The 13,118-nt window shown below is 73.1% G+C and carries 9 protein-coding genes; 8 read left to right on the top strand and 1 reads right to left on the bottom strand.

Annotated elements, in window-relative coordinates:
• The first annotated feature begins 9 nt into the window (after positions 1-9).
• The 8 genes from ACWGR4_RS39855 to ACWGR4_RS39820 all read left to right on the top strand — a co-directional run bounded on the left by ACWGR4_RS39855 (position 10) and on the right by ACWGR4_RS39820 (position 11,440).
• Complete coding sequence (locus ACWGR4_RS39855; RefSeq protein WP_452129870.1) at positions 10-756, top strand: aspartyl/asparaginyl beta-hydroxylase domain-containing protein; 747 nt, start codon at positions 10-12, stop codon at positions 754-756.
• Complete coding sequence (locus tag ACWGR4_RS39850; RefSeq protein ID WP_380006975.1) at positions 746-1,981, top strand: Ldh family oxidoreductase; 1,236 nt, start codon at positions 746-748, stop codon at positions 1,979-1,981. The genes ACWGR4_RS39855 and ACWGR4_RS39850 overlap by 11 nt, the downstream gene beginning before the upstream one ends.
• 45 nt (positions 1,982-2,026) lie before the next feature.
• The gene (locus tag ACWGR4_RS39845; RefSeq protein ID WP_380006972.1) at positions 2,027-2,788 is read left to right on the top strand and encodes an aspartyl/asparaginyl beta-hydroxylase domain-containing protein; all 762 of its coding nucleotides are present in this window, start codon (positions 2,027-2,029) and stop codon (positions 2,786-2,788) included.
• Positions 2,789-2,790: 2 nt separating this feature from the next.
• On the top strand, positions 2,791-5,136 hold the full coding sequence (locus tag ACWGR4_RS39840) for a lantibiotic dehydratase (protein ID WP_452129871.1): 2,346 nt from the start codon (positions 2,791-2,793) through the stop codon (positions 5,134-5,136).
• A complete protein-coding gene (locus tag ACWGR4_RS39835; protein WP_452129872.1) occupies positions 5,133-6,203 on the top strand; it encodes a pyridoxal-phosphate dependent enzyme in 1,071 nt (356 codons plus the stop codon). Before ACWGR4_RS39840 ends, ACWGR4_RS39835 begins: the two co-directional genes overlap by 4 nt.
• Positions 6,204-6,300: 97 nt before the next feature.
• Positions 6,301-7,020, top strand: a complete 720-nt coding sequence (locus ACWGR4_RS39830; RefSeq protein ID WP_452129873.1) for a thioesterase II family protein — start codon at positions 6,301-6,303, stop codon at positions 7,018-7,020.
• The gene (locus tag ACWGR4_RS39825) at positions 7,017-7,886 is read left to right on the top strand and encodes an SDR family oxidoreductase (protein ID WP_380006959.1); all 870 of its coding nucleotides are present in this window, start codon (positions 7,017-7,019) and stop codon (positions 7,884-7,886) included. The genes ACWGR4_RS39830 and ACWGR4_RS39825 overlap by 4 nt, the downstream gene beginning before the upstream one ends.
• A 617-nt stretch (positions 7,887-8,503) precedes the next feature.
• Complete coding sequence (locus tag ACWGR4_RS39820; RefSeq protein WP_452129874.1) at positions 8,504-11,440, top strand: non-ribosomal peptide synthetase; 2,937 nt, start codon at positions 8,504-8,506, stop codon at positions 11,438-11,440.
• 29 nt (positions 11,441-11,469) lie between these two features.
• Here ACWGR4_RS39820 and ACWGR4_RS39815 read toward each other — a convergent pair whose 3' ends face one another.
• Positions 11,470-12,771 carry a helix-turn-helix domain-containing protein gene (locus ACWGR4_RS39815; protein WP_380007439.1) on the bottom strand — a complete coding sequence of 434 codons (1,302 nt, stop codon included), beginning with the start codon at positions 12,769-12,771 and terminating at the stop codon, positions 11,470-11,472.
• Positions 12,772-13,118 lie beyond the last annotated feature (347 nt).

The raw sequence follows: 13,118 nt of genomic DNA, 5'->3' as shown, positions 1-13,118 counted from the left end.
ACGAACACGATGCGTGAGCCCACGCCGCAGGACAGCGCCCGGGCCCTGACCGGCTGGGCCGCAGAACAGGGCATCGAACCGGCCGAGTTGGAGCGAATCCACCGAGGTCTCGATCCCGACGACCCGGTACGATCCCGGGCCGGACACCTGCAATCCCCCGCGATCCTGGTGCCCGGACTGGCCGCCTCGCCCTGGCACGACCTCGACCGGTATCCGTGGGTCGACGCGTTGGAGAGCCGATACCCGCGCATCCGCGACGAGTTCGAGAAGCAGTTCGCGAGCGACGGGATCGACCGCCACCCCGAGGAGCGGGAACTGGCCGCGACCGGCGGCTGGAACGCATACCACTTCCACACCATGGGAACCACCTTCCCCGAACACCTGGCGCAATGCCCGGCCACGGCGGAGGCGTTGGCGGCGGTGCCCGGCGTGGCCGACGCCGGGATCTGCTACTTCTCGGTGCTGGCGCCGCGAACCCGGGTCAAGCCGCACTGCGGCTTCGTGAACACCCGGATCCGCTGCCATCTCGGCCTGATCGTGCCGCCGGACTGTCGCATGCGGGTGGGCACCGAGACCCGGTCCTGGCGGGAGGGCCGATGCTCGGTCTTCGACGACTCGTTCGAGCACGAGGTGGCCAACGACTCGGACCGCCCCCGGGCGGTGTTGCTCGTGGACACCTGGCACCCCGATCTGACCGACGTCGAGCGCCGGGCGATGGAGTTCGTGATGCGGATGTGGACGTCCGATGTGGACTGACCCGAGGGCGCCCGGCCCCGCACCGTCGGCCGCGCCGCCGCTGCCGCCGATCCGTCCCGCGTCGACCGACGCGGACGCGATCCGGGTACCGCCCGCCGAGTTGACCCTGTTCGTCGACTCGGTCTGCCGCCGCATGGGCGCCGGCGGACAGGTGGCCGGCGAGGTCGCGGAACACCTGGTCGGCGCGAACCTGGCCGGACACGACTCGCACGGCGTGTTGCGGCTGCCGCAATACGTCGCCGAGGCGGAGCGCGGCGACCTGATACCCGGCGCCCGGCCGCACGTGCTGCGCCGGCGCCGGGCGAGCGTACTGCTCGACGCGCGCCGCGGGTTCGGGCACTACTCGGCCCGGATGGCCTGCGAATTGGTGGCCTCCCTGGCCATCGAACACGGCGTCGGAGTGGTGGCCATCCGACACTGCGGCCACATCGGCCGGCTCGGCCACTACTGCGAACTGCTCGCGAACGCCGGTCTGGTCGGGATGCTCACCGTGGGAGCGGCCGGCCCGGGGGTCGGTGTGATGGCGCCCCCCGGCGGATCGGAGCGGTTCCTCGCGGCCAACCCCTGGGCACTCGGCGTGCCCGGCACCGATCACCCGGTCGTGGTGGACGTGTCGATGGCGCTGCTCGCCGAAGGCAAGATCACCGCCGCCGCGGCGCGCGGCGAGGCCCTGCCCGAGGGGTGTGTGGTGGACGCGGGACGGCGTCCCAGCCGGGACCCGGCCGACTACCTGGCGGGCGGCGCGCTGTTGCCGCTGGGCAGCCCGGTGGCCGCGCACAAGGGCTTCGGCCTGGCCCTCGGCGCGGCCCTGCTCGGCGGCCTGGCCGCGATCGGCGACGGCACGCCGACCCTGGCCGGCTCGCAGCGCCCGCCCGACTCCACCGGCCGGGGCGAGATCGCCGGCGTCTGTCTGATCGCGATCGACCCCGAGGCGTTCGGCGGCCTGGAGCCGTATCGGGCGATGATCGCGGACACCGCCGCGCTGATCGCCGACGCCGAGGCGGCCGGGGCACACGCGACCGTCCCCGGCGCCCCGGAACATCGCAGCCGACAGGCCCGCGCGACCGGGATCCCGCTGCCGCGCGCGACCGTGGCCGACCTGATCGCGGTCGGCGCCCGGTTCGACGTCCCGACCAGGCTGCCGCGCACGGGCGATGCCGACGTCGACCCGGGAGCCGCCGACCTCGCCGCGCCCCGGCCGGAACGTCCGTCGCGCCGGCCCTGAGCACACCCGAACGCCCCTGGTGGGCACGGAAGGAAGGAGCGCGGGATGCCCGCGTGGGTCAACGACAGTCGGCCGTTCCTGGACCGGTGGATCGACGAACAGCACCTGGACCGGTCCCGGTTGACCCGGATCCTGGACGGCCTGGAGGTCAGTTCCTGGCGGGAGCCCGCCGACGAGGACGCGGTGCAGCGCCCGGAAGTCCTGCTTCCCGGCCTCACCGCGCAACCGTGGTGGGACCGAAGGCAGTTTCCCTGGATCGCCGACCTGGAGGCCGGATACGCCGCGATCCGAGAGGAGTTCGAGGCGGTCGGCGGGCTGATCCCCGCCGACGCCGTCCGACACCCCAACTCCGGGAACCTGGCCGAGGCGGGCGACTGGAACGCGTACTACTTCCACCTGCTCGGCCGCTCCTACCCGGAGCACATCGCCCGCTGCCCGCGCACCATGAAGGTGCTGTCCGAGCCGGACGGGGTGGCCGATTCGGGCATGTGCTACTTCTCCATCATGGGTCCGCGCACCCATGTCGCGCCGCACTGCGGCTTCATCAACGCCCGGGTGCGGTGTCATCTGGCCCTGGTGGTGCCCGACGGCGGGCGGATGCGGGTCGCCGACGAGACCCGGACCTGGAGCGAGGGCCGAGCCATCGTCTTCGACGACTCGTTCGAGCACGAGGTGTGGAACGAGGCCGAATCGGGCCGCGCGGTGCTGCTCTTCGACGTCTGGCACCCGGAGTTGACCACGATCGAAAAACGTGCGCTGGCATACATGATGACCGTTTGGAAGACCTTCCTGTACGAGGACGACTAGGGATGGGCGACGAGACGGACGTCCCGGAGGTGCGGAGGTCGGAGGCGGGATCGGTGCCCGCGACCGCGCCGGCGACCGCTGGGCCCTGGCGGCTGTCCGGGTGGGCCCTGGTCAAATCCACCGGGTTTCCCTACGAGTTGCTGGAGGACCTGCGCATCCCGGACCCGGCCGACCGGCACGCGGGCGGGAAGGCCGCGGGTGGGCCGGCCGACGCGGACCCGATCGCCGAGTGTGTGCGCCGCCTGCTGCACACCTGCGCGGATCCGCGCTTCCTGGAGGCCGTCCTGCTCTCCAGCCGGGGAGCCTACGAACGCCTGCACCACTGGCTGCGGACCGACCCGGACCCGAGCCGGCTGCGCTCGGCCGACCGGCGACGGGTGTTGCTGGCCGCGATGTACCTCCAGCGCATGTGCGCCAAGAACGAGAGCACCAGCTTCTTCGGCCCGGTCGCCTGGGCCCGGGTACACCCCGACGAGCCGTTCCGGCTCGACCTCGGGGAGCCGGCCCCGGTGCGCCTGGCGACCGCCTGGACCCACTGGGCCGCACAGGCGATCGCCGACGTGATGAGTGCCGATCCCGACGTGCTCGCCGAGGTTGCGCCGCGCGTGCCGCCGAATCTGGTCGAGCGGGACGGGCGCCAGTTCACGGTCCGCTACGACCGGTGGCCGATCACCCTGGACGAACGGGCCGAGCCGCCCCGGACGCCGGCCGAGCGGGCGTTGTTCGCGCGCTGCGACGGGCGGAGCACCGCCGCCGAACTGGCCGCCGCCGAGGGCCTGGACCTCGACGGCACGCTCGATCTGCTGCGCGCGCTGGACCGGCGCGGCTCGGTGCGCTTCGGGCTGACCGTCCCGGTCGGCCTGATCGATCCGCTGCGCCCGCTCACCGAGTTCGCCACACGCCTGTCCGGCCCGGCGGGCCGGCGGTGGCGCGGCGTACTGGCCGAACTTGAGCTGCGCCGACGCCGGTTCCACGAGGCGCCGTCCCTGGCGGCGCGCCGCGAGGCACTGTCCGCCGTCGGGCGCACGTTCACCGAGGTGACCGGGGCCGCGGCGGACAAGGACGCGGGTCGGCACTACGCCGACCGGTCGATCCTGGTCGAGGACGGGCGTTTTCCCTGGCCGCGGTTCGACCTCGGCCGCCCGCTGCACCGGTATCTCACCGACGAGGCGCCGGTGCTCCTGGACCTGCTGTTCGAACTGTCGCTGGCCCGACGGCGACGGTTGGTCGCCGAGATCACCGAGTGGTTCGCCGACACGTTCGGCGGGCAAAGCGTGCCGCTGGAACGGGTGTTGGTCGCCGCCGAGGCGGCCGGGCTCGGCGAGCGGCTGCGCAAGATCGACGACCGGACCCGGATGGACGGACCCTCGGCACTCACCGACCGGCTGCGCGCCAACGCCGACCGACCCCGGGTGCGGCTCGACATGGACTGGGCGAAACGGGTCGCGGCAGAGGTCGACTTCGACACGTGGTGCGTGGCGGGCGCCGACCTGTTCGTGGCCGCGCCGGACGAGGCGGCGATCAATGCCGACGCGTTCACCGTCGTGGTCGGCGAAGTACACGGCCTGCACGATCAGTTGCTTCAGGGCCTGTGGCCGGCACTGCATCCGGACCGGGCCGGATTCGAGGCCGAGATCGGCGGCCTGATCGAGGGGCTGACCGACGCGCGGATCTGCGATCCGGTCCTGGCGCACGGGCGCAAGACGCTGGCCCGCGCCGAGGTGTTGCCCGAGGTGGAGTTCCTGGGCACCAGTCCCCGTCCGCCGGGACGAGTCGGCCGTGCCGCCGATCTGCGGGTGCGCCTCGACGACGGCGAACTCGTCCTGGAGTGCCCGACGTTGGGTCGGGTGCTGCTGACCAGACCGCCACTGCCGTCCTGGGGCGACGAGGTCGAGTCGATCTTCACGCCGTTCACCGGCGCCCGACTGATCGGTGCCGAGGACATGTTCCGCGCCCTCGACGACGTCCCGCACCTGCCCCGGCTGACCGTGGGCCGCACCGTCGTGCACCGGGAGACCTGGCGGATCCCCGCACCGGCGCCGCGATCCTGGAGCGGCCTGCACCCGGCCAACCGCACCCGAATGCGCCGGTTGCGCGACCGGTACGGGTTCCCCGACCAGGTGTATGTGCGCTTCGCCAGCGAACCCAAGCCGATCTTCGTGGACTTCGAAGTACCGGTGCTGGCCGACCTGTTCTCGCGCCACTACGACCGGGCACACGGCCCGATCGTGGTCTCGGAGATGTTGCCGGGGCCGGCCGACCTGTGGTTGCGCGACCACGCGGGTCGACACACCGCCGAACTCCGGTTCGGCTACTACCGGGCACGGGCGGGGGAGCGGAGCCGATGAATCGCGGACCGACCGGACCACCCTGCCTGGGGACGGAGTTCCCCCTGCCGAGCGCCGGTGCGGGCGAACTCGGGATCGGCGGCACCCCGCTCGTGCCACTGGTACTGCCCGTGTGCGGCATCGGGCGCCGGTTGTGGCTCAAGCTCGAAGGGGCCAACGCGTACGGATCGATCAAGGCCCGTACCGCGCACGCCCTGATCGAGCACCTGGAACACCAAGGCGGCCTGGAGCCGGGCGGATCGATCGTCGAGTCCACCTCCGGCAACCTGGGCGTTGCGCTCGCCGGCATCTGCCGCGCCCGGGGCTACCGGTGCACTCTCGTGGTGGACCGCGACACCCCGCGCCGGAGCATCACCCTGATGGCGGACGCGGGCGCCGACGTGGTCCTGGTCGAGCCGACGGCCGCCGGCAACCCGGTCGCCGAACGGCTGCGCATGGTGCGCCGGATCCTCGCCGCCGATCGGCGCATGCGCTGGACCGACCAGTACGGCAGCCCCGCCAACCCGAACGTGCACGAACGCTGGACCGGACCCGAACTCGCCCGGGGCATCGGTCGGGGCGTCGGTGCCGTCGGCCCGGACGCGGTGGTCGCGGCGATCTCCACCGGCGGCACCCTGGCGGGCTTGTCCGCCTACTTTCGCCGCGCCCACCCGAACACCACGATCGTCGGCGTGGACGCGGTCGGTTCGGTGGCGACCGGCGGGGAACGTGGCGCGCGACCGGCCAAGATCCCCGGCTTCGGCTCCGGCCGACGCTCGTCGTTCCTGCGCCCGGGCGATTGGGACGTATGCGTGCGCGTCGACGACGAATACGCCGCGCCGGCCTGCCGGGTCGTACGCGCCGCCACCGGCCTGACCCTGGGCGGCTCCTCCGGCGCCGCACTCCTGGGCGCCGTGGTCGCCGCCCGAGGCGATCCGGAACTGCGCGAGATCGGGGTGATCTGCCCGGACCTGGGCGCGGCGTATCTGAACACGATCTACGCGAGCCGTCGATCGCCGCCCCCCGAGTCCGAACCGGCCCTGCGCGAGGGCTTGGCCGACCTGGCCGCCGCCCGCAGACGCGGGTGAACCGTCCGGACCCGGGACCGCGAGGCCCGGGGCCGGGAGCAGGACGCCCGCCGTGCGGGTGGCAACGGAGAACACGCGGATGCGAAACGGAGCCGAGATGAAACCCCTGCCGCTGGTGTGCCTGCCCTTCGCCGGTGTCGGCGCCTCGATCTTCCGTACCTGGTGGGGGCGCGAAGGGCACGGCCTGAGCATCGTGCCGGTGCAACTGCCGGGCCGGGAGGAGCTGATCGACGACGAGCCGCACCGGGACATCGGCGCCGCGATCGACGAACTCGCCCCACGCGTGCTTGCCGCGCTGCGCGGTCGTACCGAGATCGCCGTGTTCGGACACAGCATGGGTGCCTTCCTGGGCTACGAGTTGGCGCATCGCCTGATCGACACCGCCGACATCCGCGTCGCGGTCCTGGTGGTCAGCGGCTCGCACGGCCCGTACCAATCGCGCCGGCGGCAGGTCACCGGCCTGTCCGACGAGCGATTCCTGGACGGGATCGCCGAGTTCGTCGGATATCGACCGGCCGCGCTGGACGACCCGGAGTTTCGCGAACTGCTGTTGCCCGTGCTGCGCGCGGACGCCGAGATGCACGAGCGCTACCGGCCGACCGCCGACCGGCCGCTGCCCGCGCCCATCCTCACCGTGCGCGGCAGTGCGGACGACATGGTCTCGGCGCGGGAGGTCGAGCAGTGGCAGGAGGTCACCACCGCGCCGCTGCTCACCGCCGAACTCCCGGGCGGGCACATGTATCCCACCGAACAGGCCGACGCGCTGCTGCGGCTGATCGCGGCCACGGTGGGCCAACCGGTGGGTCCGAGCCGATGAGCGCGGCGGAGATCCCGGGCCGCGCGCACGACGACGGCGCACCGCGCCTCGCGGACAGGACCGCCGTGATCACGGGGGCGGGTCGGGGGCTGGGTCGGGCCTGCGCGGTGCGCTACGCGGAGGCGGGCGCCGACCTGTTGCTGCTCGACGTGGCCTCGGACCACCCCGGCGTGCCGTATCCGCTGGCCTCCCCCGCCCAATTGGCGGAAACCGCGCGCCAGTGCTCGGAGTTCGGCGTCGAGGTGGTCACCTCGGTTGCGGACATCACCGACGCGTCGACAGTGGATCGGGCGATCGACCTGGCCCTGGACCGGTTCGGCGGCATCGATGTGCTGCTCAACAACGCCGGTATCGCCGCGCCTTCCGGCAAACCGATCCACGAAATCCGCGAGGACGAATGGCAGTTGATGCTCGACGTCGACCTGAGCGGCGCGTGGCGGCTGATGAAGGCGGTGGCGCCGGTGATGGTCGAACAGCGCGGCGGCAGCATCGTGAACGTCTCCTCGACCGCCGGCATGGTCGGCTACCGCAACTTCGCCGCCTACGTCGCGGCCAAACACGGCCTGATCGGCCTCACCCGCGCGGCGGCGCTCGACTACGCGCCCTACGGGGTGCGGGTCAACGCGCTGTGCCCGGGATCGGTACGCGACGACCCGCTCCTGGAGGGCCGCATGCTCGGCGAGATCGCCCGTTCCCTGGACGTCCCGGCCGACGAACACGAGGCAACCTTCGTCCAGGCCCAACCGACCAACTCCCTCGTCGAACCGGCGGACGTGGCCGGCGCGGCCCTGTGGCTGGCCGGCGACGAGGCCCGCCAGGTCACGGGAAGCCTGCTCGCGGTCGACGGGGGGTTCACGGTCCGATGAAGAACGAGGCTCGGATGCGAAAGAGCGAGGCGACGAACACGAACGCGGCGGGTAGCGCGGGTGGCTTTCGCCCCAAGCCGAGGATGGCCGTGGCGGGGCCGGCTGCGGCCGGCACGGGTGCGGGCGCGGGCGCCGGGTCGACGGGTGCGGCCCCCGCTCCGGCGGGTGTGGCGCCGTCTGCGGTGGGTGCGGGCTCCACAGCTCCCGACCCAGCGGACGCGGGGCCCGAGTCGATGGGTGCCGGGTCCGGTTCGAGGGGCTGTGCGGTGACAACGACCGTGGTGGATGCGGCGGTCGGGTCGACGGTGGCGAACGCGCGTCCCGAGTCGACCGTGTCGGACGCGGGCACCGGATCAGGGGACGTGGAGGCGGCGTCCGGGTTCACGGTCGATGGCGCCCTTGTGTCGGCCGCCCTTGCTGCGGCTTCCGGTTCGGCCGGTTCGGCTGCCGTGAGCGTGGCGACCACGCCCGCTGCTGTCGGCGTGGCTCCCGGTTCGAGCGCCTTGGGCGTGGCTTCCGGGTCTGCCGGTGGGGTGGTGTTCGGCGGGGTTGATGCGTCCGACGCACAGGGCGAGGCTCGCGTTTTGGTGTCGACCGGTCGCCGCCGAGGGCGTTCTGTGCGGGAGTTGCAGCTGGGGCGGGGCTGTCACAGCCTTGTGCGGCGGTTGCCGGTGGGGGTGGACGAGGAGACCGTGCGGCTCGGGTTGCCGCGCGTTGCCGAAGCCTGGCCGGGAGTAGGGTTCGGGGTCGCGTGGCGGCAGGTGCTGGCCGTGGGCTCGGATCATCCGCTCGCTCGACGGCGGCGGGAGCGTGAGGCCGAGCGACCGGTGCATCCGGCTGCCGGGCCGCTGCGGGTGTTGGTCCTGGAGTACGCCGACGGCGTCGCCGACCTCGTCCTGGTCGCGCAGCGGGCGGCGGTGTCGCCCTACGGGCTGCACCGGCTGGCCGCGGCGTTGTGCGGCGGCCCGATCCCGGCCGATCCGGTGACCGTACCTTCCGTGCCGACGCTCGCCACCGAACTGCCGGAGTTCCGGGCGAACCGCCCCGAGGCCGCGCCGGCCTGGGGGCTGGGGGAGCCGAGCGAGGTCGGGCGGATCGGGTGGGCGTCGGTGCCGCTGCCCGCGCTGCCCGGGCTGTACGAGCGGCTGCTCCCGGCGGCCGTGGCGCTCGTGTCGGCCCGGCACTCGGGCGAGCCGTGGCAGCGCTTGGCCGTCCTGGACGTCGCCGCCGAGACCGTGGCCGCCGCGACGCCGTACGGCCGATGCCGCCGACTTGGGTGGCATGTGCACGACGTGCGGGTGGACGAGGACGACACGGTCGGCCGCTACCTGCATCTGATCGCGGCGAGTTGCCCCGCCACCGGGTCGATCGCGGTCGCGCCGGCGGAACCGGGCCCCGCGCCGCAGACGGTGCTGATCACCGCCGCCGACGGCGCGCACGGGTGGACCGACTACCGCCCGTCCCTGGCCCCGATCGCGCCGCTCACGCTCTACGCCGCGGCGGACCCGACCGGCACCCCGATGCTGACCTGCCGCCACGACGCCGGACTGGTCGACGCCCCGGTCGCCGAGCGGATCTGCCGGCACATCGCGCGTGTCGTCCGCGAGTTGCACGCCGCCGCCGACACCGCGCCGCCGGCCACGATCACCTGGCTGAGCCCCGCCGAGACCCGGGACACGCTGCGCCTGGGCGGCGTGGACCGGCGGCTCGACCCGGCCTCCGACCGGGCGGACACGATCCACGCCCGCTTCACCGCGACGGCCGCCGACCGACCCGATGCGATCGCCCTCTCCGACGACGACGGGACGTACACCTACCGGGAGTTGGCCGCCCGCGCCACCCTCACGGCCCGCGGCCTCCGAGCGGCCGGCGCCGAACCCGGCGACCGCGTGGGCGTGTTCCTGGAACCGGACGCCGAGACCGTGGTGGTCCTCCTGGCCGTACTCACCGCCGGCTGCACCTACGTGCCGCTCGACGTACGCCATCCACCCGCCCGACTGCGGCACACCACGACGGACGCCGGCCTGCGCCTGGTGATCGGCGACCCGAAGACCTTCCCGACCGACCCGACCGACCCCGCCGACCCGACTGCCCCGACCGTCACCGTCCTCGACCCCGCGACGATCCGCCAACGCGCGACGGAGCACCCCGAGTTCACTCCGCCCGCCGTCGGCGCAGCGCATCCCGCCTACGTGATCTACACCTCCGGCTCCACCGGACGCCCGAAGGGCGTCGAGGTGCCGCACGGCAACGTTCTCGCGCTGCTCGACGCGACCCGCGACCTGCTCGCCCCGGGAGTCGACGACGTCTGGACCCTGTTCCACTCCACCGCGTTCGACTTCTCCGTCTGGGAGATCTGGGGCTGCCTGCTCGGCGGCGGCCATCTGGTGGTGGTGTCCTACTGGACGGCCCGCTCGGTCGAGGACTTCTACGACCTGCTGGTCGAGCGGCGCGTGACCGTGCTCAACCAGACGCCGTCGGCCTTCGCCCAACTCGTCGAGGTGGACCGCAGACGGGCCGAGGACCTGGTGCTGCGCCTGGTGGTCTTCGGCGGCGAGCCGTTGCATCCACCGATGGTGCGCCCCTGGTTCGAGCGGCACTCGTACTCGGAATGTCGGTTGGTGAACATGTACGGCATCACCGAGACGACCGTGCACGTCACCGCCCAGCCGCTGACCCCGACCCGGGCGGCCAACGAGGCGCGGTCCGTGGGCGCGCCGCTGCCGGGCTGGTGGGTGTCGGTGCGCGACCCGAGGGGACGGGTGCTACCGCCCGGGGTGGCGGGCGAGTTGTGGGTGGGCGGGGCCGGGGTGGCCATCGGCTACCTGGGCCGCCCCGAGCAGACGGCCGAACGATTCGTGGTGGATCCGCACACCGGGCAGCGGGTCTATCGCAGCGGCGATCGCGGGCGACTGCGCGCGGACGGCCGGATCGATCATCTGGGCCGCCTGGACACCCAGGTGAAGGTGCGCGGCTACCGCATCGAACTGGGTGAGATCGAGGCGGTGTTGCTGGAACACGCGAGCGTGATCGAGGCGGCGGCGGTGGTCCGCGGGGCGAGCCCCGGCGACGGCGCGGAGGCCCGGATCGACGCGTATCTGGTGCTGGTCGACGGCGGCGACCCGGCGCAGGTGTTGCGCGCGGCGCGGGCGGTGTTGCCGGAGTACATGGTGCCGGGCCGGGCGGTCGTGGTGCCGGCCCTGCCGCTGACGGTCAACGGGAAGGTCGACACCGACCGGCTCGCCGCACTGTCCGCGCCGGACGAAGACGCGGTGCCGGCTGCGAACGGTCCGGGCCCCGGTACGCCCTGCGGATTCGGTACGCCCGCCGAGTCCGCGACGGCCGCGACGGTGTGGGAGATCTGGCGGCGGGTGTTGGGCGCCGACGTCGGGCCGGACGAGGGCTTCTTCGAGGTCGGCGGCAACTCGCTGTCGGCGACCCGATTGCTCGCCGAGTTGCGGGCGGCCGGTCTGCCGCGGATCACGGTGCGGCAGTTCTACCGGCACGCCACGGTGTCGCGCCTGGTGGCGTTGTTGACCGAGGGCGCCGGGTGAGCGGGGCCGGCCCGGCGCCGTCGGGTACGTCAGCGGGCGGTCGGCCCGGGGTCGTCGGCGCCGACCCGGGCCTCCTCGTCGCCGGCGCGTTCGGCCGCGTACGCGCGCAGCAGGGTGGCGAGGCGGTACCGGTCGGGGCCGGTCTCCTCCAACAGGTGCACGCTGACCAGGCTTTCCAGCAGTCGGCGGGTGTGTCCGAGCGGGCGGCCGATCAACCCGGCGGCGACGGACGCCTCCAGGCGCCCGTCCGGATGCAGCCCGAGCAGGCGAAACGCCCGCGCGACCTCCGGGTCGAGGTCGCGATAGGACCCGAAGAACGCGGAGCGCAGCGCGAGGTGCGGGTCGTCGGCATCGGCCAGCAGGTCCAACCGGCTTTTCTCGTCGTCGAGTTCCTCGGCGAGGAGCGCGAGCGAGCGGTGCGGTCGGGTGGCCAGGCGTTCGGCGGCGATCCGCAGGGCCAGCGGCAGATGGGCACAGTGTCGGGCCAACTTCCGGGCCGCGTCCGCCTCGGCGAGCACCCGATCGGGGCCGACCACCGCGCACAGCAGCGCCACCGACTCGGCCGGCGACATCGGTCCGAGCGGAATCTTGGACGCGCCGGCGCGCACCGCGATCCCGGTCAGTCGGCGGCGACTGGTGACCACGGCGGCACAACCGGCGGTTCCCGGCAGCAGGGGCGTGACCTGCCGGGAGTCCGCCGCGTTGTCCAGGATCACCAGCATGCGCAGACCGGCCAGCAGGCTGCGGAACATCGCGGCGCGCTGTTCCAGGTCGGCCGGGATGGCGGGCGGACACACCCGCAGCGCGATCAGGAAGTCGGCCAACACCTCGGTCGGACGCACCGGTTCGGCATCGGGGGAGGAGCCGCGCAGGTCGCGGTAGAGCACGCCGCCGGGAAACGACTCGGACACCTGTCCGGCCCAGCGGATCATCAGCGCGCTTTTGCCTACGCCGGCCGGCCCGTCGATGGCGACCGTCAACGGCAGCCCGGTCTCCGTACTGTGTGCCAGGAGCGCGTCGAGATCTCGGAGTTCGCGTTCACGGCCGACGAATCCGGCGGTCGAGGGCGGGAGTTGGGCCGGACGCAGGCGGGGTGGGAGGTCGTCGGCCGCGGAGCCGGCCAATGCGGCCAGCACGCCCTCGGCCGCCAGTTCCCGGTCGCACAAGCGGGCCAACTGCATGGTCGGCGTCGACATGCCGTTCTCTATCTTGCTCAGCCAGCCCGGACTGTAGGCCACGAGCCCGGCCAACTGCCGCAGGGACAGGCCCTGTTGTCGACGATGATGGCGCAGGGCGGCGCCGAACGACACGGTGTGATCGTCCATGTTCACCTGCTGCAAGGGACCGAACCTTTCCTGTGTGGAAACTGTCGGCACTGCCCGGACGCACCCCGGGTGAGGTGGCCCGTCCGGGTCCGAAGGCCCTGGGGCTCTTGTGGAGCGCTCTCCCGACGCGGGTCGACGTCGGGATCCGGCGTGACCGGAGGGCCGAGGCCGGTCGGGCGACGAATGGGCGGGGGAGATGGTTGTACTGCCCATCCAGAGAGTCACCCTAGAGAGCGGAAGGCGGTGCCGGCAGATTGAAACGCGCCAAACACCCCGCCCCGAAGTCTGGTTGGGGTGCCGATGTGACAGTTGTTGCGTCAGTGGTGTTTGCGAGCTTTCGAATCCGACACGTG

Source organism: Embleya sp. NPDC055664 (assembly GCF_053618075.1).
This window is presented reverse-complemented; position numbering and strand designations above follow the sequence as displayed.